We start from the raw sequence: 20709 nt of genomic DNA on the forward strand, positions 1-20709 counted from the left end.
CGCCGGCGGAGACCGGCGGACTCCGATTGCGGCGCCGATTCGGAAATGTCGAGGGGCGATTCGTGCACGAATTGACGAGTTGGTTGTCCGGTGCGGCCGATCCGCGTACGTTTCCCTACCCGGCGGTGCTGCGCAAATTTCATGAGGTCGGCAAACACTTCGTCGAAAAGGAGCTCCTCGCCCTGCTCGACGAGAGCCGGGCGAGAGTTGCCGGCGCGTCGGCGGCCGTCGGCGACGCGCGGCGGTTGACCGACTTCCTCGACGTGGCGCTCGACAAGTGGGACGGCCGCTACGACTACCGCAGCTACCTGGCCCTGCGCCTGCTCCGGCTGCCCTGCGGCGCGGACGACCCGCCACCGGCCGGGGACGACGCCACCGCGCGACGCGCCCGAGACCGGCTGTTCGTCCGCCTGGTCGCCGACGCCCTGGCCTTCGAGCTGGCCGCCGCCGCCCACGCCACCGACCTGCTCCCCCAGCAGCGTCCGGGGCCGACCGTGGTCACCAAGCGCTGCCGCCTCGGCGTCCGGGCCGCCCTCCCCGCGCTGGCCCGCCTCGGCGTGGCCGGGGCGGTGGGCGACGGCGAGCCGGCGACGGCCGCCGCCGCGCTGCGCGCCGTCGCCGCCGACCTCGCCGCCGACGGGGATCCACCCCTGCGGCTGAGCATGTTGCCGGTTCACGTGACCCACGACGAATACCTGTTCATCCGCGTGCTCCAGGCGTACGAGTGTCTCTTCGCCGCGCTCGCGGACGAGCTGCGCGCCGCCGTCGCCGCGCTGGCCGGGCACGACCCCCGTCCGGCGGCCGAGCGGCTGCGGTACGCCGGCGACCTGCTCGCCACCGCGGGGCCGCTCTTCTCGCTGCTGGCCACCATGCAGGCGGAGTCGTTCCGGACGTTCCGGCAGTACACCGAGGGAGCCAGCGCCATCCAGTCCCGCTCCTACAAGCTCGTCGAGTCGCTCTGCCGTACGCCCGAAGAGGACCGGCTGGACTCGGTGGCCTACCGGTCGGTGCCGGAGGTGCGGGCCCGGGTGCGGGCCGGCCAGCCGACGGTCGACGAGGCGTACCGGTCGGCCGTGCGGGAGGGCCGGCTCGACGGCGCGGGCCGCGCGCTGCTGGCGCGGCGGATGGAGGCGTTCGCCGGGGCCCTGTTGCAGTGGCGGCGCACCCACCACCGGATCGCCACCCGGATGCTCGGTCCCCGCCACGGCACCGGCTACACGGAGGGCACGCCGTACCTGGCGGCGGTCCGCGCCGTGCCGGTCTTCACCGCCGTCACCACCGATTCCCGCCCGGTCGACCCGATCGGGGGCCGCAGCTCGTGAGCCGATCCGCTCCGGCATCCGGGCCCGATCTGCCCCGGTGTCTCGACGCTGCGGCGCACGCCGCGCTGCGCGCCGAGTTCCCGCTGCTGGAAACCTGTGTCTACCTGAACAACAACTCCACCGGCGCGGTGCCGAGGGGCGCCGAGCGGGTGCTGCACGACTACTGGGAGACGCTGCGCACCTGGCGGGACGACGTGTGGCAGGGCTGGCACGTCGGCCTCGACCGGTACGCCGACTCGGTCGCCGCGCTGATCGGCGCACCGCCGGGCAGCGTGGTCACCGACGCGAACCTGAGTGCCCTGCTCGCGCGGGTGGCGTCCTGCTTCGACTACCGCCCGCCGCGCGACCGGGTCGTCACCACCGACCTGGAGTACCCGACGGTGCCGTTCGTCTTCCGGGCGTTCGGCCGCTACGGCGCCCGCCTCGACGTGGTCGGCGCCGGCGGCCCCCACCTCGACCAGGACGCCCTGGAGGCGCGCCTCGACGAGCGGACGCTGCTGGTGTGCGTGTCGCACGCCAGTTTCACCTCCGGCGCCACCGTCGACCTGCCCCGCCTGGTCGCCCGCGCCCACGACGTCGGCGCGCTGGTGGTGGTGGACGCCTTCCAGACCGTGGGGGTGGTGCCGCTGGACGTCACCGCCCTCGGTGTCGATGTCGTCCTCGGCGGCGCGCACAAGTGGCTCTGCGGCGTCGGCACCGCCTTCCTCTACGTCCGCCCGGACCTGGTGCCGGAGCTGGAACCAGCCGCCACCGGCTGGCAGGCCGGCGACCGGGCGCTGACGTTCCGGCCGTCCACCGGCTGGGCGCCCGGCGCCCGGCGGTTCGCCGGCGGCACGCCGTACCCGTTCACCTCCCTGCTCTCGCAGGTCGGCCTGGATCTGCTGGCCGGAATCGGCACCGAGGCCATCCGGGGGCACTCGCTGGCCCTCACCCAGCGGGTCCTGGACCGGGCCCGCGACGCCGGCATCACGGTGGTCAGCCCCACCGAGCCGCACCGCCGCGGCGGTGTGGTGTGTCTGGACGTGCCCGACGGCGAGGCGGTGAAGCGCCGGCTCGCCGCCCGTGACCTGATCTGCAGTTGGCGCGGCTACCTGCGGGTCGGCCCGCACGTCTACAACACCCTCGACGAGGTCGACGTGTTCATGGACGCGCTGGCGAAGGAGCTGCACCGATGACCGTCACCCTCTCCCCGCGCGCCCTGATGAGCCTGCTCGCCAACGGCCCCAAGGCCATGGACGTGCTGGAGACCGCGTTCGGCATGGGTCTGCTCGACGCGCTGGAGCCCGGGCCGGTCCGCCTCGACGCGCTGGCCGCCCGGTTCGGGGTACGCCCGCTGCGGCTCTACAAGTTCCTCGACTGCCTGGAGAGCCTGGGCTTCCTGAGGCGCGACGAGCCCGACGACGACATCGGCTCCACCAGCTACCGGCCCGTGCCGGGGCTGCGCGACGCGGTCGCCGCGGTGGTCGGCCCCGGCGCGGTCGAGCGTGACCGGGACCGCTACCCCTGGCGGCGGCTGCACGGCCGACTGCCCGAGAGCCTGCGCGGCCAGGTCAGCATCGGCGACGACGACTTCGCCTGGCCGCCGAAGACCGACGCCCAGACGGCCGACTTCGAACGCAGCATGGCCGTCGGGCTGGGACCGGTGATCGAGGCGGTACGGCGGCACGCCGGTCTGCTGTGGCCGGACCGGCGTCGCCTGCTGGAGGTGGGCGGCGGCGACGGGACGCTCGCCGCGCACATCCTGGACACCGCGCCGGGCCTGCGGGCCGACGTGTACAACCTGCCGGCCGTGGCGCCGCTGGTGGCGGCCACCCGGGTCGCACGGGGGCACCCCGAGCGGCTGGGGTTCGTCGGCGGCGATTTCCTGACCGAACCGCTGCCCCGGGGGTACGACGCGATGTCGTTCGTCCGGGTGCTGCACGACTGGCCGAACGAGGTGGCCCGCCGCCTGGTGGAGCAGGCGTACGCGGCGCTGGAGCCGGGCGGGCTGCTGCTGATCTGTGAGGAGTTCCGCACTCCGGACCGGCTGGCGATGCAGTTCTTCTGGAGCTACTTCCTGATCGGGGTGGACAGCTGCGTCAGCCGGCTGCGCGAGGCGGAGTTCTACACCAAGCTGCTCGCGGAGGTCGGCTTCGAACGGGTGGCGGTGCTGCCCGGCGCCTGGGAGTTGGTCGTGGCGTACAAGCCGACCCCGGCGGGCTGACCGGCCCGCCCGTACGCACCGGCCGTGCACGCTGCGTCAGCGCCACCTCCCCGCCCGGCGGGCCGACGGCCGGCACCGGGAGCGGGCGACCCCGAGCGCCCCCAAACGAGGCATTGACGCTCGACAGCGGCCCGACTAGCGTGCCTTCTCACCACGGCGTCAACCTGCGATGACACCGGGTGAGTGTGGGAGGCAATGTGAGATCAAGAGTCCTGATGGCCTCGCTGGTTGCGGCGAGCTGCACCCTGGTCGCCGCACCGGCTGCGGCGGCACCCGCGTCCACGCCGTCCGCACCGGTGAGCGCGGCGTCCCCCGCGCCCGGCGTCCGGCCCGTGCCGGGCGAGTACATCGTCCGGCTGCGCCCGGGCGCCGACCCGCGCGGCCTCGCCCGTGCCCTGTCGGTCAACCCGCGGTTCGTCTACGAACGGGCCGTCAACGGCTTCGCCGCGGAGCTGACCGCCGGGCAGGTGCAGGCGCTGCGCCGCGATCCCGCGGTGCTCGGCGTCGAGCAGGACGCCTGGCTCGACGACGTCGCCGAGGGCACCCAGGCCAACCCGCCGTCCTGGGGCCTGGACCGGATCGATCAGCGCACGCTGCCGCTGTCCAACAGCTACACCACGACCGCCACCGGCTCCGGTGTGCACGCCTACGTCATCGACTCGGGCATCGACGTGACCCACCCCGACTTCGAGGGCCGGGCCAGCTTCGACTACAACGCCATCGACCGGCGCAACACCGACTGCGACGGGCACGGCACCCACGTCGCCGGCACGATCGGCTCGAAGACGTACGGAGTCGCCAAGGGCGTCCGGCTGCACGCCGTGAAGATCCTCAACTGCCAGGGCTCGGGCAAGACCTCGGCCACGATCGCCGCGATCGACTGGGTGACCGCCAACGCGGCGAAGCCGGCGGTGGCGAACACGTCGTGGAACTGGACGTACTCCGACACGCTGGCGACCGCGATCACCGGGATGATGAACTCCGGCGTCTTCCTGGCCACCTCGGCGGGCAACACCGGCGCGGACTCCTGCGACCGGCTGCCCCGGGCGGTGACCGCCGCGGTGGCCGTCGCCGCGTCGACCAACACCGACGCCCGGGCCAGCTACTCCTCGACCGGCGCCTGCGTCGACCTCTACGCCCCCGGCTCGGCGATCCTGTCCACGCAACCGAACAACACCACCGCCGTCTTCAACGGCACCTCGATGGCCACCCCGCACGTGGCGGGCATCGCCGCGCTCTACAAGAGCGTCAACGGTGACACCTCCCAGGCCACCCTGCACAGCTGGCTGGTCGGCAACGCCACCACCGGCGTCGTCCAGGGCGACCTGGCCGGTACGCCCAACCGGCTGGTCTTCAGCAGCGGTCTCTGACCGTCGACAGACCGTGGTGGGGTGGCCGGCACGTGCCGGCCACCCCACCACGTTGTCGCAGGCCCCGGCCCGCCACTTCCCGATCAGTCGAACCGACGGCCGTAGGGCCGCCCGCCGCGCCACCGCGACTCGTGCCGGCCCGGACGAGGAGGACGGCTGCCGTGAGCCACGTGCACTCCGTACCGGTGCGGGTTCAACCCGAGCCGTGCGAGACGATCGTCAGCCTCCCGCATCCGCGACTGCGACCGTACGTCGTGGGTTACGCGGGCTTCCGGTCCGGCTCGGGAGCCGCCGTACGGCACCGGATGCTGCCGATGAACCTGGCCACGATGATCATCGACTTCGCGGGACCGAGCAGGGTGATCACCGGGCCCAGGGATGGACCCACCGTCCACGAGCAGACGGCGTGGGGGGACGGCGTCTCCATCGGCTTGACGCCGGCCGGAGCGACCGCGCTCCTCGGCGTGCCGATGCGGGAGATGACCGGCGGCACCTTCCGGCTCGCGGAGCTCCTCGGCGACCGTGAGGCGGAGTTGGTCGAGCGGCTCGGGGAGGCACCGGACCGGCCGTCGTGGTTCCGGTTGCTGGACGAGCACCTCACCGCGCGGCTCGTCACGGACACGCGGCCGGACAGGCTGACGACGCACGCGTGGTGGCGACTCCAGCGATCCGCGCACCGGCTCCGGATCAGCGCCCTGGCCGACGAGCTCGGCGTCAGCCGGCGCACCCTCGAACTCCGGTTCCAGCGGCAGATCGGCCTGTCGCCCAAGACGGTCGCCAGGATCGCCCGTTTCCAGCGGGCCGTACACATGCTCACCCGGTCCGCCGGCCTGCCACGGGCGGCGGTCGAGTGCGGGTACGCGGACCAGTCGCACTTCAACCGTGAGATCCGCGCCATGTCCGGCCTGACGCCGACCGAGCTGTGCGCATTCCTTCAATACCGAAACCCCGCTGCCGGGTAGCGTCCCCGGCATGAGGCTCACCGGCAGGACAGCGCTCGTGACCGGCGGTTCCCGGGGGATCGGCCGGGCGATCGTGCGTCGACTCCGCCGCGAAGGCGCGACGGTCGTGTTCACGTACAAGGAGAACCAGGCGGCTGCCGACGAACTCGTCAGCCAACTCGCCGGCGCGGTCGCCGTCCGCGCCGACCAGGAGGACGTCACCAGCATCAGGGCGATGTTCCAACCGGTTCGCGACGGCCTGGACATTCTCGTCAACAACGCCGCCGTCAATCCCCGGATGCCGATCGCGGACCTCACCGAGGACGAGTTCGACCGCGTGTTGACGGTCAACACCAAGTTCCCCGTGCTGGCGATGCGCGAGGCGGCGCCGGTGCTGCGCGACAACGGCCGCATCATCAACATCTCCACCCTCAACACGGTGGTGCCGGCGCCCGGGCACTCCCTCTACTGCGCCAGCAAGGCCGCGCTCGAACAGTTCACCGCCGTCGCCGCCCGGGAGTTCGGCGGCCGTGGCATCACCGTCAACACGGTCTCGCCCGGCGCGACCGAGACCGACCTGCTCCGGGCCGTCAACCCGCCGGAGGCCCTGGCCCGGACCGCCGCCGTCACCGCGTTGCAACGGCTCGGCCAGCCCGACGACATCGCGGCCGTGGTCGCCTTCCTCGCCGGACCCGACGCGCAGTGGATCACTGGCCAGAACATCCGCGCGACGGGCGGGCTGCTCGTCTGAATCCCGCCCGGGCCGATGCGGGTGGCCGTCGGGACGCGGGCCGCGACAGCGGGCGCGGGCCGCGTCTGTCCACTGGGGAGTGACGGGGCGGCGGTCCCCGGCCCGTGCCCTGTAGCGTGTGACGCACTCTGGCAGAACCGCCCGGCGCCCCTCGGCCCCGGGCACGTGACACCTGACGTGAGGGCGCGCATGACGGCCGCCGACTTCGGCGTCAACCCGACCACCGCGACCAGCCCGGAGCAGTACGTCATACTGCTGCGTCGCATCCGCGACCAGTCCGGCCTCGCCTACCGCGAGATCGCCCGCCGCGCGCAGCGCAACGGCGACGTGCTGCCGGCGAGCACCCTGGCGACGATGCTGGGCCGTCCGACGCTGCCCCGCCGCGATCTGGTGTCGGCCCTGCTGCGGGCCTGCGGCGTGCCGGACGAGCGCGCGGCGGAGTGGCTGACGGTGTGGGGCCGGCTGGCCGCCGCCCGCACGGCGGCGAGGCCCCCGGCGGCCGCCCCGTCGGGCCGGCCCGGACACGTGCCGGTCGCCCCGGCCGCCCGCACCACCGGCCCGAGCGGGCCCGTCGCCGGGCCGGGCGCCGAAGGTCTCGGGCCGACATCCCACCCGCAGCGCTCCGCCGCCCTACGCCTGATCCCCGCAGGCGGCGGGACCGGGACGGCCGGCCCGGCACGGGGACGGGCCGCCGCGTCCGGCGCAGGGCGGGACCGGGCCGTGTTGCGTGGTCTGCCGTCACCGGTCGCCGACGAGGCGCGGCCGGCGGACGGGGGGTCAGGGGCGCCGGTTCCCTATCAGCTGCCACCGGCGCCGCCGTTGATGGTCGGCCGCTCGGCGGAAATCGACCGGCTGCTCGCGGCGACGGAGACCGACGCCGCGGTGTGCCTGGTCGAGGGTGCCGGCGGTGTGGGCAAGTCCGCGCTCGCGCTGCACGTCGCGCACCGGATCGTCGGGCGTTACGACGGCGGCTGCCTCTACGCGGACCTGCGCGGGGCCACCGACGGCATCGCGGCGGCCGAGCCCGCGGACGTGTTGGGCCGGTTCCTGCGGGCGCTGGGCGCGCCCGCCCTCCCCGCCTCGCTCGACGAGGCGTCGGCGTTGCTGCGCACCTGGACCGCCGAACGGGGCGTGCTCGTGGTGCTGGACAACGCCGCGTCGGCGGCGCAGGTCCGACCGCTCCTGGCCAGCGGGCCCGGGTGCACCACGCTCATCACGAGCCGGTGGATGCTCCCCGACCTGGACACGACCGCCCGGATCCGCCTCGACCCGTTACCCGACGACGCGGCGCACGCCCTGCTCGCCGGGCTCACCGGCGCCCAACGCGTGCAGGCGGAGCCGGCCGCCGCGGCGACGGTGGTCCGCCGGTGCGGCGGGTTGCCGCTGGCGTTGCGCATCGTCGGCGCCCGCGCCGCGGCCCGGCCGGACGCGCCACTCACCGGCCTCGCCGAGCGCATGGACGACGAGGGCATGCGGCTGGACGTCCTGGAGGTCGGTGACCTGTCCGTACGGGCCAGCCTGCACCTGGGCTACCAGGCGTTCGGGGACGCACGGCAGGGCGAACGCCGGCAGGCGGCCCGGCTCTTCCGGCTCGCCGCGCTGCCGGACTGGACGCACGTCACGTCATACGGCTGCGCGGCGCTGGCCGACCTGCCGGTCGCCGCCACGGAGCGGGCGCTGGACGCGTTGGTCGACGCGCACCTGATCGAGTCGGCCGGGGGCGACCGCTACCGCTTCCATGACGTCGTCCGGCTCTACGCCCGCGAGCGGGCGCGGGCGACCGACGACCCGTCCCACCGGGAGGAGGCCCTCGGCAGGCTGACCGCGTGGTTGCTCGCGGCCACCATCCGCGCTGCCCGGCTGCTCTATCCCGACGACCGGTTCGGCATCGGCGAGCCGGCCGGCCCGGCGCGGCCCGGCCCGCCGCTCGGCGACGCCGCCGACGCGTGGGCGTGGTTCGAGCGGGAGCACACCAACCTGTTGCTGGTAGCCCGCCAGCAGACGGCGGCCGGACGGACCCTCACCGAGGTCCGCGACCTGGCTCTCGTGGCGGCCAAGTTCCTGGACTACGCCGGACACATCGCCGAGCAGCAGCAGTTCGGCCACCTCGCCTTCGCGGCGGCGAGCCGAAGTGACGACCGCTCGGGCGCGGCGTCCGGGCTCAACATCGCCGCAGTCGCGCTGCTGCGCCAGGGCCGGCTCGACGAGGCGATCCCGATCCTGAAGCGGTGCCTGGCCGTCCAGCGCGAACTCGGCGACCGGAGCCGGGAGGCCGCCATCCTGAACAACCTCGGAAACGCCCTGCGCGACAGCGGGGACCTCGCCGGCGCCCTGCACCACCTCCAGGCGGCCCTGGTCATCCGGCGGCAGCTCGGTCACCGGCACAAGGAGGGGTCGGTGCTCGACAACCTGGCCCTGGTGTACCAGCGCCTCGGCGACTACTCCCAGGCCATCGCCTGTCACGAGGCGGGGCGCGCCGTCGCCGACGGCGGCACGGATCCGCTACGCGAGGCCCAGGCGCTGGTGAACTTCGCCGAGACGCTGCGGGCCTCCGGTGACCACCGGGCGGCGATCGGCCGGGCCGCCGAGTCGCTGGAGATCTGCCGACGCTACGAGCACCAGCGGGGCATCGGCCTGGCGTTGCAGGTGTTGGGCGACGCCCACGCGGGCCTGGGACACCTCTCCGTGGCGCGCCGGCACTGGCGGGAGGCCCTGGACCGGCTCGACGGGCTGGACCCGCAGGCGTGCGCCCGGCTCCGCACCGCCCTGGCACCGGCCACGCCCCCCGCTGCACCGCGCTGACGGGCAGCCCCGTTCCCGGGGTGTCGAAGCCAGCCCGGGGCGCCCCGACCGGCGGCGAGGCCGGCCGGCGCGACGTGCGCCCGGCGGCTGCCGGGCCGGTGTCCACCTGGTCAGCAGCGTATCCGTGGCGTCAGCCGGCTGTCGGCGGAGCCGTCGCGGTCCAGGTAGGTCGACGCGGCGAAGGCCAGGAAGCGTTCCGCGTCGGCCGCGGTCGAGGCCAGACCGAAGGAGACGCGTACCGCCCCGCCGGTCGGCAGCCCCAGCGCGGCGAGGTGCTCATCGATCGTCTCGGCCTGCGCGAGGATCGTACGGCGCAGGGAGTCCCTGCTGATCCCGAAGGCGGCCTCGGCCGCGCCCGGATTGCAGAAGCACCCCGTACGCAGGGCGAAGCCGGCCGCCGACGATTCGCGTGCGACGAGCCGCTCGTCGACGAGCGAGCCGTCCGGGTAGCGGAAGTTGAACGCCACGGTGCCGCCCCGGGCATCGCCCGTCGGCGGCCCGTAGACCCGGACCAGCGGCCGGCCGTTGCGGTGCCGCAACGCGGTCAGTCGCTCCAGCAGCCACCCGGTGAGCAGGCCGACCCGGGTGTGGACGAGGTCGACGCCGATCGAGTCGAGCCAGCGCAGCCCGAACTCCACGTCGGGGATGCTGAGGAAGTTGAGCGTGCCGTCCTCGAAGCCCGACTCGTCCCCCATCGGCTGGTGCCAGTCGCCCTGGACGCTCACCGCCCGGATGGTGCCGCCGGCGAACCAGGGGCGGCGCAGCCGGGTCAGCGCGTCGCGCCGGGCGAGCAGCGCCCCCACCCCCGTGGGGTAGCCGAAGAGCTTGTACCAGCTCAGGCAGACGAAATCCGGGCGGACGACGCTCAGGTCCAACCGGTTCGTCGGGGCGAACGCGGCGGCGTCGAGCAGCACGTCGTACCCGTGCTGCTGGGCCAGGTCCACCCACCCCAGCGGATGCTGCACCCCGGTGAAGTTGCTCTGTGCCGGATACGCGAAGAGCCCCGACGCGCCGGACCTGCGCCGCCCGGGACGCCCGGCCGGCCCGCTTCGGCCGGCGGCCAGCGCCGCGACCACGTCGGGTTCGGCCACCCGCAGGTCCGGCCCGGTCAGCGGCACGTAGCGGACCGGCGCGCGGGCCGCGCGGGCGTACTCCCGGATGCCGTTGACGGAGTTGTGGTTGTCCCAGGTCAGCACGAGCGGGCAGCCGCGACCGAAGCCGTACGCCTCGCCCACCAGGCGGCAGGCGCCGCTGGCGTTCGGGGTGAAGACGACCGCGTACTCGGTCGGGTCGGCGCGGAAGAAGTCGAGCACCGCGCGCCGGGCCGACTCGACCAGCGAACCGGCTGCCTCGGAGGTGGGGTTCTCCGAGTGCGGGTTGCTGTACAGACCCGAGAGCAACCGGTCCTGGTGGGCGACGACCTGTGCCCGTGCGGCCACCCCGGACCCCGCGTAGTCGAGGTAGGTCCGGCCGTCGCGGTCGAGGTGCCGGTACTCGGTGGCGCGCAGCTCGTCGATCCGGGCGGTGCTCGCGTACGCGGCGGTCGCGGCGACCCGTGCGCCCGGTGTCGCGGGTGCCCGCTTCTCAGTTGTCATGTGGGGTGCGGCCGATCCGGCTCAGGGCGCGCCGGTCGAGTTTGCCGTTGGGCAGGGTGGGCAACCGCTCTACCCGCTCGAACACGGTGGGAACGGCCACGGCGGGCAGCCGGTCGAGCAGGTGGGCGCGCAGGGCTTTCTGATCCACCGGTTCGGCGCAGACGACGAAGGCGACCCCCTGGTAGGGGACGGCGACGCCGGCCAGGAGCACGGCCGGGTGGGACATCAGGGCGTGCTCGATCTCGGCCGGTTCCATGCGCATGCCGCCGACCTTGAGCTGCTCGTCGACGCGTCCGTGATAGCGGAGCAGGCCGTCGGCGCCCATGCTGACCCGGTCGCCGGTGCGGTACACCGGCCCGCCGGACACCACCCCGGGCGAGCAGACGCACAGCTCGCCGTCGTCGATCGAGATCGTCGTGCCGGGGATGGGACGGCCGATGGGCACCGGATCCTCGCCCGCGGCGCATCTGTGCACGGTGCTCCAGACGGTGCATTCGGTGGGGCCGTACTCGTTGTAGAGCGTCGCGTGCGGCATGCGCTCGTAGTGCAGGTCGACCAGGCCGGGCGGGCAACTCTCCCCGGCCACGATCACGGTGGTAAGGCTGGGCACCGGCGAGCGCAGCACCAGCCGGTACAGGGACGGCACCATCAGGGTGTGGGTGGGCCGGTGCAGGGCGCCGGCGCGGATCAGCGCCCGCACGTCGAACGGCCGGTCGCTCGGGATGACCAGGGTGCCGCCCGTGCACAGCGTCCAGTAGACGCCCGCCACGGAACTGTCGAACGAGATCGACGAGCACAGCAGGAACCGCTTCGGCGGGAGACCGTAGTACTCCAGCCGGGCGCCGGTCGAGTAGCTCAGCGCCGCCCGCGACACCGTGACCGCCTTCGGCACACCGGTGGAGCCGCTGGTGAACAGCGTGTACGCGTCGGGCCCGTCCCGCCAGCCGCGGCACGCCGGACGCAGGGACGCCAGCAGGCTCTCGGTGAGCACGACGCGGGCGCCGCTGCCCGCGGCCATCAGCTCGCGGCGGGCCGCCGGGAAGGCCGTGTCGATGGGGACGTACCGCGCGCCCGCCCGTAGTACGCCGAGCATGGCCACGATGGCCCAGCGCGACAGCCGGGTCTGCACGATCACCGGCTCCCCGACGGCCACTCCCCGCTGCTGCAGGTGCACGGCGACCGCGCCGCTCAGGCCCTCCAGGTCCGCGTACGTCAGGGTCTGCTCGGGATCGATCACGGCCGGCGCCTCCCGGCGGGAGCGCAGTTGCGCGGCCAGTGCCTCGGGGATCATCGCCGCCCGGCCACGACCGGCATCCGCTTGATCCCGCCCAGCCAGGTGGACCGTACGCGCTCGACCTCGCCGGCAGGCTCGAAGGACGCGAAGGTGGCGAACAGTTCCTCGAAGAAGGTGCGCAGCGTCAGCCTGGCGACGGCCGCCCCCAGGCAGTAGTGCCGCCCGTCCCCGAAGGCCAGATGCCGGTTCGGGTGGCGGTCCATGTCCAGCGTGTCGGCGTCGGCGAAGACGTTCTCGTCGCGGTTGGCCGACCCGAGCCACACCACGACGGCGTCGCCCGCCGCGACGCGGACGCCGCCGAGCGTGGTGTCCCGCGTCGCCAACCGCATGAAGTGCCCGGCCGGCGAGGTGAACCGCAGCGCCTCCTCCACCGCGCGGTCGACCCGCTCGGGTCGCCGGGCCCAGTGCTCGTACCGGCCGGTGCGGATCAGCTCGGCCAGGGCCGCACGGGGCACGTGCGGGATGGCGGCGCTGCCGCCGAGGAGCAGGCTGTAGCAGTTGGCCACGACCGCGCCGGGGCGCAGCGGCATGGACCCCAGCACGTCCACCAGGTCCCCGCGCGGGCGCCGCCGGTGTTCGAGCACCAGGTTGAGCAGGTACGCGAACAGTTCCCGGTGCCCGCGGTCGAGGGTCGCGGCGGGGCCGCCCGGTAGCATGACCTCCGGGTCGTGCTCGGCCACCGACATGGACACCCACCGGGCCAGGGCGGGCCAGTCGGCGGCCGGGATGCCCATCAGCGGCCCCAGGAAGGCCAGCGGCAGGGCGGCGGTGAGTTCGGCGAAGTCCAGGATCCCACCGGCGGGGCGGAGCATCTCCCGGACGAAGGAACGGATGGCCGGCGCGTGCCGCGCCACCGCACGCGTGGTCATCTCGCGTTGCAGCGGCCCCCGGATGAGGCCGTGCCGCGGCGGGTCGGTCGCCGCGAACTGCTGGTTCTGCGCCGGCTCCGGCCGGCCGAGCATGTTGAGCATCACCCCGCCGGTGGAGGTGAACCTGGCGTGGTCGGCCAGGACGGTCCTGGCATCGGCGTGGCGGGTGACCGCCCAGAAGCCCGACCTGCCCTCGACCGGCTGCCAGCGGACGGGTTCCCACCGGCGCAGCGCCCGCCAGACGGCGTGCGGGTCGCCGGCGCCGTGCAGGGCCGGGTCGGCGAGGTCGACCCCGCCCGGGGGCCGGGTGTGGCCGCACGGTGGGGTTCTCATGCGGCCAGTACCTCGTCGACCAGCTCGGCGATGGTCGGCTTGAGGAACAGCACCGCGGCGTCGACCTCGACGCCGAACTGCTCGTAGAGGTCCATCAGCAGGTCGGCGGCGAGCAGCGAGTCGCCGCCGAGGGCGAAGAAGTCGTCCTCGACACCCACCGGCGTGACGTTCAGCTTCTCGCTCCAGAGCCGGGTCAGCATCGACTCAAGCTCGGTTCGCGTCGGCACGGATATCCTCCCAACTGTCGATGAACCGCCGTGTCAGGGCATGCATCTCGGCCTCCCGGTACGAGCGGCGGTACCGCAGGCAGGCGGTGTAGGCGCCGCCCGCCCCCGGCTCGAGCCAGAACGCCAGCCCGTTGATGGGCAGCACCGGCCCGCCCAGCCCGAGCCCGGCGGGGATCGTCAGCGGCTCGATCCCGGCGCCGTCCGGCACCTGGATGACCTCGAACTGGGCCAGGCCCGGTCCGCCGTCGGCGAACAGCGCATCAGCCTGCGGCACCGCGTCCAGCAGCAGCGGAAACGGAATCTCGTGCGCGTACGCCTCGGCGAACGCGCGGTGCGCCGCGCCCACCGTCGGCGCGCCGAGGCGCACCGGCAGCACGTTCATGTACAGCCCCACGGTGTCCCAGTCGGAGCGCTGCCGGCCGTGGGTCAGCACCGCAACGACGGCCTCGCCGGGGCACAGCGGGCCGAGGGCCCGCGCGAACGCAGTGAGCAGGACGACGAACGGCGTGCTGCGCACGGTCCGGGCGACCGCCGCCGCCTGGTCCTGGGTGATGCCGCTCGGCGTCCTGATCTCGGCCGTGCCGGCTTCGCTGCCCGTGCCCGGGGCGAGGGCCGGTACGTCGGCGAGCATCCGGCGCCAGAACGGTACCGACCGGGTCACCCGCCGGGGCGCGTAGGTGGACCCGCTGTCGTGGTAGGAAGGCGCCGGGCCGGTCTGCGGCTTCAACACCTCGCGGAGCAGCAGCCGCATCGACCACGGGTCGGAGACGGTGTGGTGCGCCACGAGCAGCAGTTCGCGCCCGGCCAGGTACGCCCAGAGCAGGCACCGCGCGTCGGGCGGGTACCGGCCGGCGGCGGCCGCCGCCCACACGTCGTCGACCGTGCGCAGTGGCACCGGCGCCGCACCCAGCACGGGATGCCGGGCCACGACCGCGTCCAGGGCCCGCCGCAGGGCGGCCGGGTCGGGCTCCGCGGGCAGCCGGGCGCCGCCCAGCGCCACGAACCGGTCGATGTCCGCCGGCCCGCCCGCCCAGGACAGGATCCGCTGTCCGAACGGCTGGTCATCCACCTCGTACACCTCCCATGGCCGTCCCGGCCGTGTCGACCGGCGCCCGCCCGTGCGGTGCCGGGAGTCTTGTCGGCGGTTGCCCGGCGTGCGGCGCGACGGCGTCGTCCGGGAGGTCACGCCACCGCCGCAGCGGCGAGAAGTAGAGCAGCAGGCCGGACGCCCACACTCCGGCGGCCGCGATCCACAGCGTCGGGCGCACCCCCAGCCAGCTGCCCAGCAGCCCGCCCGCCAGGGCGCCCACCGGCATCACCCCGAAGATCACCCACCGGACCGAGGCCGTCATCCTGCCCAGCAGGTCCGGCGGGCAGACCCGCTGCCGGTAGCTGACCGCCGCCGCGTTGTAGACGGCGAAGACCGCCCCCAGCCCCGCCATGCCGACCGTGTAGGCGACCGCGCCCCACCCGGGCTGGGCGACCGGTACGAGCAACACCGTCCAGCCGAGCCCCAGCGGAGCGATCCAGATGATCCGGGCGGTGCCCACCAGCCGCGCCAACCGCGCGGACACCAGGCCGCCGCCGATCCCACCCAGCGTGGTCAGGGCCAGCACCACACCGACCATGTGCTCGCTGAGGCGGAGGTCGCGCACCAGGTACAGGACCGCCAGCGCGAAGATCATCTGACTGAACAGGTTGAGCGACGCCGAGGCCACCACCAGTCTGGGCATGATCGGGTGGCGGAACACGAAGGACAGCCCGGCGGCCAGCTCGCGGCGGAAGTCCCGCCGCCGCGCCGGGGCCGGCGGCTGCTCCGGACGGCGGATCAGCAGGAGGGACACGGCGTTCACCAGGTAGGCGAGCGCGTCGATCCCCGCAGTTCGCGCCAGCCCCAGCGCCGACACCAGCGCGCCGCCCGCGCCGTAGCCGGCGATCCGCGAGACCGAGTACGTGGTCGCCAGCTTGCCGTTGGCGTCGAGCAGCTGGTTCCCGGCGACGACCGACGGAAGGAAGCTCTGGTGCGCGGTCTCGTACAGCACGGTGCAGACGCTGGACAGCAGCGCCACGATCCACAGCTGCGCCATCGTGACCCAGCCGGTCCAGGCGCCGGCGGCGACGGTGGCCACCAGCGCGGCCCGTACGAGGTGACAGGTCACCATGACGCGGCGTTTGCGCATCCGGTCCACCCACACCCCGGCGGGCAGGGAGAGGAACAGGTAGGCGACCATCCGGGTGGCGCTGAGGACGCCGACCTCCACGGCGGAGGCGTCCAGGACGGTGACGGCCAACAGCGGGATGGCCAGCATCGAGACGGCGTCGCCGACCTCGCTGAGGGTCCGGCCCGACCACAACACCATGAAGTCACGGTGTCGCCAGAGGCTGCCGCTCATGCCGCGTCCTTGACCGCGCGCAGCAGCAGGTCGGTCATGGTGGTCAGGAAGCGTTCCACCTCGGCGCGCCCGTACCCGTCGCGCATCACCCGCACGGTGAGCTGCACGTGGGGATGCACCCAGGCCATCAGGTAGAAGCTGGCCCCGCTGTACGCGCGGGGCGGGAGGAACTCGACGCGCCCGGGGACCACCTCGGACGACGCGGGACCGGCGTCGGCCGGCGCCGGGATGAAGGTGAAGAAGCTGCCGTGGTCGAAGTCCATGGGTGCGACGGCGAACGGGTCGTACACGCCGTGCTGCAGGGCACGCACCGCCGCGATGTTGATCTCACGGGCCAGCGGGCGCAGCGGCCCGTCGGGGTCGCAGGCGGCCAACATGGGCACCCACTGGGTCATGGACGACACCAGGCGCCGCACCGCGGGATCCAGCCGGTTCGCGGCCAACTGCCACAGCAACTGATCGGTCCGCCCCGTGGTCGCGGCCAGCGCCTGCGCGTAGACGGTGAGCAGGAGGGTGGGCAGGGTGACCCGCAGGTTTCGTGCCGCGTGGCGAACCGCGTCGTACGGGATGCCGGTGTGCGCGCGAGCCCGCACCAGGGGCCCCCGGGACACCGGCATCCGCGGTGCCGCCGCGACGGTCCGCTGGCGGTACTCGCCGGCCGCGGCCAGCCGGGTGCGGAACGCGTCGCCGCGCTGGCGTTCGGCCAGCTCGCGGGGTGCGGGGGCGGCGGCGGGGCGTTCTCCGCGCAGCAGGCCGTGGAAGTCGGACTCCAGGATCCGCGTCGCCGCGCCGTCGGCGGCGATGTGGTGGATCACCAGATGGACCTGCGGCGACCCGCCGTCGTCGGGAGTACGCACCCGGGCCCGCCACGCCGGCTGGGCGGCCAGGTCGAACGGCTCCCGCGCGGAGGCATCGCTGAAGCGCACGAGCGGATCGGGCAGGACCACCTGCCGCACCGCGCCGGGCTCGTCGGCCGGGCGATAGACGGTGCGCAGCGACTCGTGCCGCACCGCCAGCGCGGTGAGCGCGTGCCGCACCTGCTCCTCGGTGGTCCCGGTCGGCGTCGACCAGGTGAGGTCCTGGTTGGACTCCCACAGCTGCTCCGGGGGGCGCACCGAGAGGGCTCGCCACATGGAGAGCTGGCCCATGGTGAGCGGGTAGCCACCCTGACTGCGCATGACTCCTCCAGGCGTCGCGGGGGCGGGTGGTCACCTCGCGGCGACCACCCACCGTCATCGGCGTGTCTCAGGCAGTGCAGTCGTCCTTCCGCATCGCCCGCACCTCCTCTCGTCAGAGCGGTCGACGTCCTCCGGCCACCAGATGGGATCCGGAGGCGCGTCGCCGATGGGATGGAGCTTCTGGATCAGGTCCAGCTGGTGCCACGCTTGCGGACGCTGCGCATGCGCTTCTCCTCTCCCTACGTGGCGGCCCCGTGCCCGCCCGGTCATCTCAGCGTCGGCCGCCGCCCGCTTCGGCGGTAGGGCTGTCGGCGGTCGAGGACGTTCGACCTTGTTCGACCGGGACCTCGAACGTCACCGGCGCGGGAGCGTGCCGCCGTGGCCACAGCGGCACGAGCGCGAGGACCGCCACCGCGCCCGACACTGCGCTGAATCCGATCACCGTGGTGGCCGGCCAACGATCCGCGGCCAGGCCCGCCAAGACCATCGCCGCCCCCTGGAGCCCGCTCAGCCCGGTGATGGCCACCCCGAACGCGCGTCCCCGGTACTGCGTCGGCACGGCCCGGCCGAACAACGCGTTCAGCGGGATGGCGAAGGCACTCGCGGCACCGGCCAGCACCAACAACAGGAGCACCAGCCACAGTGGAGGGACGAGCCAGGTCGCCGCCAGCACCCCGGCGGACAGCGCGGCCAGGGGCAGGATCAGTCGCGCCCGCGCCGCCGGCGGACAGAGCCGGGTGAGGGCCACCCCGCCGAGGGCCATCCCCGACGGCGCCGCCGCCAGCAACAGTCCGACGGTGCCGGCGCCGCCGCCGTACTGGCGGGCCAGCGGCACCATCAGCCCCTCGGCGGCATAGGTGAAGGCGCTGGCCGTCCACAGGACGAGGACGTAGGCGCGCAGCCGGGAATCGGTGTAGATCACCCGCAGACCGGCGACCCGGTCCCGGCGGGCCGGGCCCAACGACGGGCGGGGCGAGGGGCGGGGACGGACGCCGATCATGATCAGCAGCGCCGAGACCAGGAACGTGCCGGCGTCCACCAGCAGCGCGCCGCGCAGCGACAGCAACGCCACCAGGCTCCCGCCGACGGCGAAGCCGACCACCTGCACGACCTGGGCGCAGATGTTGTCCACGCCGTTCGCCACCGCGTAACGGTCGCCGTCGAGCACTTCGGGCATCAACGCCGCCCGCGCGGCCACGAACGGCGGCCGCAGCAGGTTGACCGTGAAGAGCAGCACCACCAGGGCGGGCGCGGCGAGGTCCAGCAGCGCCGCCGCCGGGATGAGCGCCGCGCGAGCAAGGTCGCACGCCACCAGGACCCGCCGCCGGGGAAACCGGTCGGCGAGGCCGGAGAGCAGTGGCCCGCCCACGAGCCAGGCCAGGTAGGAACTGGCGTAGGCGGCCGCCGCCAGCGCGGCCGAGCCGGTGCCGGTGTAGACGAGGTACGCCACGGTCACGGCCGTGAGCTGGTCGCCCGCCAGGGACAGCAGGTACGCCGCGAACAGGTAGCGGTACTCGCGCACCGCGAACACCTCGGCGTACGTCGCGGCGCGCTCGGTCACCCCGTCCCCCCGTCCTGTCCCACCACCGGCTGCCAGCACGGCGCTCGGTCGAGACCGTATCCGCGCCCGCGTCGATCGGGCCGGGACCAGGCGTTCGGGCCCGTTCGGATCCGTTCGGGACAGTGCTTCGGCGGCCGGCGGGGCGGCACCCGAGGGAAGGTCCTCGGCGCGACGCGTCGCGTGGGTCGGCCGCCTCCGTTCGCGCAGTGAAACGGTGTGGGCGCACCGAAGCCCGGCCGGCCCAGGGCTCGTGTGCTCTGGCAGGATCGGGGCCATGCACCCCTTTCGGCACTTCCTTCTCGCGGGGTTCAACCAGGTCGCCGCGGACACCTGGGCCAACGACGAGCGGATCGTGATCCAGGCGGTCTTCTTCAACCTGGTTCCCGACCTACCTACCTCGCTGACGGACCTGTCCGGGCTGCGGAAGGGGATGGCGAAGATGGCGTCCACCCAGGGCGGTGCGCTGATCGAGGCCGATGTCACGCCCGTCGGTGGACAGCCGGCACTCCGCCAGGTCATCAAGGTCAAGCTGCCCAACCAGCCCAATGGTCAGGCGTTCCTGGGCAGCTACATCGTGCCGAAGGCCGCGTGCAGCGCGGTGTTGCGGGTGCAGGCCGCCGAGAGTGGGACGTCCGGCCAGCGGGAAGCGATGGTCATGTCCCAGGTCGGCCCGATGAACTACTTCAGGCCCCACCCCTATGGGGCGGACGGCGAGGGCGGCCTGCCGTCGCACGTCGCCGACGATCCGGCGTACGACCCGCAGTTCCCGCAGCACCCACTGACGCGGGTGCGCCAGGTGATGGCCCAGCTGGCCCAGCAGGTCGAACTGCATCCCGACTTCGCCGCGCTGCCGCCGTTCGCCCGCTGACCTCGCTGCTCCCGGGCGGCCACGCCCGGCGGGGGCACGCTCTGCCGGGGTGCACCGGGGGCTGTCGGACCCGACGTCCGGAACACGGCGAGATCCCCGATGCCCGCGGGTACGCCGTGCTGTCCCGGACGCTGCGGCCTCGGGACCCACGCCGGCCCGGTGATCCGTCGCCCGCCGGCCCAGCACTCCGGTTGTCGGCCGGACCGCGTCAGCGCGACGGCAGCGGGATGAAGGCGCGGTGAAAGCGCGATCCGTTTGGCTGGGGCTGGATCTGATGCCGGCCTACCGGAAGAAGGGCTCAATGAGCATGCAGAAACGAATCCGCACCGCGCTGATCGGCTTGGCCTTCGTGGCCACCGGAGCATTCGGTGCCGGGCTGGCGCCCGCGCCGGCAGGTGCTGCGGTCTCCACGCCGATCACCGCGACACTCACCGCCCAGGCCGCGCCGGCTGAATCCGGCTTCACCATGGAGCCGGCGGACGTCGGAGCCCTGGCCGGCGTCATCAGGAACAAGGCCACGAACCGATGCCTGGAGCAGGCGTACGGCGGCGCCACGGGGCACGTCTTCACGGCCCCCTGCCACTACGGGTCCACCCAGACCTGGTCCTGGGTCGGAAACTACGAGTGGAAGAACCTGATCAACAGCTGGAGCCAGGAGTGCCTCGACGGCACCGAATCCACCGGCAGGGTCTACACGCTGGCCTGCAACGGCGGCCGCTACCAGCAGTGGCGGTACAACTCGTCCACCAGCCGCATCGACCACCGAAACGAGATCAATGTCTTCAGCGCACTCGACAGCAACTGGGAGGGTTCGGTCTATCTGAACCCGCCGAACGCGGGCGACTACCAGAAGTGGTTCTGACAGACCAGACGCGCGGGCCGGGGGGGGGGGGGGGGGGCCCCCCCCCCCCCCCCCCCCCCCCCCGCCCGGGCCCCGCGGCCCCCGCCCCCCCCCCCCCCCCGGGCGGGGGGGGCGCCCCCCGCCCCCCCCCCCCCCCCCCC

General features: G+C 73.9%; 17 protein-coding genes. 9 read left to right on the top strand and 8 right to left on the bottom strand.

Annotation, left to right across the window (positions count from 1 at the left end; translation table 11 throughout):
* Positions 1–62 precede the first annotated feature (62 nt).
* The 7 genes from ACGF7U_RS14415 to ACGF7U_RS14445 all read left to right on the top strand — a co-directional run bounded on the left by ACGF7U_RS14415 (position 63) and on the right by ACGF7U_RS14445 (position 9389).
* Positions 63–1322, top strand: coding sequence for a hypothetical protein (locus tag ACGF7U_RS14415; protein ID WP_393106508.1), 1260 nt, complete (start codon positions 63–65; stop codon positions 1320–1322).
* Entirely contained in the window at positions 1319–2497 is a 1179-nt protein-coding gene (locus ACGF7U_RS14420; protein WP_393106510.1) for an aminotransferase class V-fold PLP-dependent enzyme, read from the top strand. Before ACGF7U_RS14415 ends, ACGF7U_RS14420 begins: the two co-directional genes overlap by 4 nt.
* Positions 2494–3525, top strand: a complete 1032-nt coding sequence (locus ACGF7U_RS14425; protein ID WP_393106512.1) for a methyltransferase — start codon at positions 2494–2496, stop codon at positions 3523–3525. Before ACGF7U_RS14420 ends, ACGF7U_RS14425 begins: the two co-directional genes overlap by 4 nt.
* A 215-nt stretch (positions 3526–3740) precedes the next feature.
* Positions 3741–4895 (top strand): S8 family peptidase, encoded by a 1155-nt coding sequence (locus ACGF7U_RS14430; RefSeq protein WP_393106514.1) that lies wholly within the window; start codon positions 3741–3743, stop codon positions 4893–4895.
* Positions 4896–5056: 161 nt separating this feature from the next.
* Positions 5057–5857 carry a helix-turn-helix domain-containing protein gene (locus tag ACGF7U_RS14435; RefSeq protein ID WP_393106516.1) on the top strand — a complete coding sequence of 267 codons (801 nt, stop codon included), beginning with the start codon at positions 5057–5059 and terminating at the stop codon, positions 5855–5857.
* Positions 5858–5867: 10 nt separating this feature from the next.
* On the top strand, positions 5868–6587 hold the full coding sequence (locus ACGF7U_RS14440; RefSeq protein WP_393106519.1) for an SDR family oxidoreductase: 720 nt from the start codon (positions 5868–5870) through the stop codon (positions 6585–6587).
* A 189-nt stretch (positions 6588–6776) separates the two neighbouring features.
* Positions 6777–9389, top strand: coding sequence for a tetratricopeptide repeat protein (locus ACGF7U_RS14445; RefSeq protein WP_393106521.1), 2613 nt, complete (start codon positions 6777–6779; stop codon positions 9387–9389).
* Positions 9390–9499: 110 nt separating this feature from the next.
* Here the strand turns inward: ACGF7U_RS14445 and ACGF7U_RS14450 are convergent, their stop codons facing one another.
* The 8 genes from ACGF7U_RS14450 to ACGF7U_RS14485 form a co-directional block, all read right to left on the bottom strand.
* Positions 9500–10984, bottom strand: a complete 1485-nt coding sequence (locus ACGF7U_RS14450) for an aminotransferase class V-fold PLP-dependent enzyme (RefSeq protein ID WP_393106523.1) — start codon at positions 10982–10984, stop codon at positions 9500–9502.
* The gene (locus tag ACGF7U_RS14455) at positions 10974–12275 is read right to left on the bottom strand and encodes an amino acid adenylation domain-containing protein (RefSeq protein WP_393106525.1); all 1302 of its coding nucleotides are present in this window, start codon (positions 12273–12275) and stop codon (positions 10974–10976) included. The genes ACGF7U_RS14450 and ACGF7U_RS14455 overlap by 11 nt, the downstream gene beginning before the upstream one ends.
* A complete protein-coding gene (locus ACGF7U_RS14460) occupies positions 12272–13480 on the bottom strand; it encodes a cytochrome P450 (protein ID WP_393106527.1) in 1209 nt (402 codons plus the stop codon). The genes ACGF7U_RS14455 and ACGF7U_RS14460 overlap by 4 nt, the downstream gene beginning before the upstream one ends.
* Positions 13477–13707 carry a phosphopantetheine-binding protein gene (locus ACGF7U_RS14465; protein WP_393106529.1) on the bottom strand — a complete coding sequence of 77 codons (231 nt, stop codon included), beginning with the start codon at positions 13705–13707 and terminating at the stop codon, positions 13477–13479. Before ACGF7U_RS14465 ends, ACGF7U_RS14460 begins: the two co-directional genes overlap by 4 nt.
* Positions 13685–14776, bottom strand: coding sequence for a hypothetical protein (locus tag ACGF7U_RS14470; protein WP_393106531.1), 1092 nt, complete (start codon positions 14774–14776; stop codon positions 13685–13687). Before ACGF7U_RS14470 ends, ACGF7U_RS14465 begins: the two co-directional genes overlap by 23 nt.
* Positions 14769–16100: an MFS transporter gene (locus tag ACGF7U_RS14475; protein WP_393106533.1), complete on the bottom strand. Its 1332-nt coding sequence runs from the start codon at positions 16098–16100 to the stop codon at positions 14769–14771. Before ACGF7U_RS14475 ends, ACGF7U_RS14470 begins: the two co-directional genes overlap by 8 nt.
* Positions 16097–17278, bottom strand: a complete 1182-nt coding sequence (locus tag ACGF7U_RS14480) for a condensation domain-containing protein (RefSeq protein ID WP_393106535.1) — start codon at positions 17276–17278, stop codon at positions 16097–16099. Before ACGF7U_RS14480 ends, ACGF7U_RS14475 begins: the two co-directional genes overlap by 4 nt.
* A 271-nt stretch (positions 17279–17549) precedes the next feature.
* Positions 17550–18839, bottom strand: coding sequence for an MFS transporter (locus ACGF7U_RS14485; RefSeq protein ID WP_393106537.1), 1290 nt, complete (start codon positions 18837–18839; stop codon positions 17550–17552).
* 274 nt (positions 18840–19113) lie between these two features.
* Between ACGF7U_RS14485 and ACGF7U_RS14490 the strand changes: the two genes are divergently transcribed.
* Entirely contained in the window at positions 19114–19707 is a 594-nt protein-coding gene (locus tag ACGF7U_RS14490; RefSeq protein ID WP_393106539.1) for a hypothetical protein, read from the top strand.
* A gap of 301 nt (positions 19708–20008) precedes the next feature.
* Entirely contained in the window at positions 20009–20569 is a 561-nt protein-coding gene (locus ACGF7U_RS14495) for a ricin-type beta-trefoil lectin domain protein (protein WP_393106541.1), read from the top strand.
* The last annotated feature ends 140 nt before the right edge of the window (positions 20570–20709 follow it).

The sequence above is a fragment of the Micromonospora sp. NPDC047670 genome (assembly GCF_043204915.1).
In the GTDB taxonomy this organism is placed as follows: Bacteria; Actinomycetota; Actinomycetes; order Mycobacteriales; family Micromonosporaceae; genus Micromonospora.

Bases quoted from the DNA above. Each gene is read 5' to 3' on its own strand.
- ACGF7U_RS14425 (WP_393106512.1), top strand. From the start codon at position 2,494: ATGACCGTCACCCTCTCCCCGCGCGCCCTGATGAGCCTGCTCGCCAAC.
- ACGF7U_RS14430 (WP_393106514.1), top strand. From the start codon at position 3,741: ATGGCCTCGCTGGTTGCGGCGAGCTGCACCCTGGTCGCCGCACCGGCT.
- ACGF7U_RS14440 (WP_393106519.1), top strand. From the start codon at position 5,868: ATGAGGCTCACCGGCAGGACAGCGCTCGTGACCGGCGGTTCCCGGGGG.
- ACGF7U_RS14445 (WP_393106521.1), top strand. From the start codon at position 6,777: ATGACGGCCGCCGACTTCGGCGTCAACCCGACCACCGCGACCAGCCCG.
- ACGF7U_RS14450 (WP_393106523.1), bottom strand. From the start codon at position 10,984: ATGACAACTGAGAAGCGGGCACCCGCGACACCGGGCGCACGGGTCGCC.
- ACGF7U_RS14455 (WP_393106525.1), bottom strand. From the start codon at position 12,275: ATGATCCCCGAGGCACTGGCCGCGCAACTGCGCTCCCGCCGGGAGGCG.
- ACGF7U_RS14460 (WP_393106527.1), bottom strand. From the start codon at position 13,480: ATGAGAACCCCACCGTGCGGCCACACCCGGCCCCCGGGCGGGGTCGAC.
- ACGF7U_RS14475 (WP_393106533.1), bottom strand. From the start codon at position 16,100: ATGAGCGGCAGCCTCTGGCGACACCGTGACTTCATGGTGTTGTGGTCG.
- ACGF7U_RS14480 (WP_393106535.1), bottom strand. From the start codon at position 17,278: ATGCGCAGTCAGGGTGGCTACCCGCTCACCATGGGCCAGCTCTCCATG.
- ACGF7U_RS14490 (WP_393106539.1), top strand. From the start codon at position 19,114: ATGCACCCCTTTCGGCACTTCCTTCTCGCGGGGTTCAACCAGGTCGCC.
- ACGF7U_RS14495 (WP_393106541.1), top strand. From the start codon at position 20,009: ATGAGCATGCAGAAACGAATCCGCACCGCGCTGATCGGCTTGGCCTTC.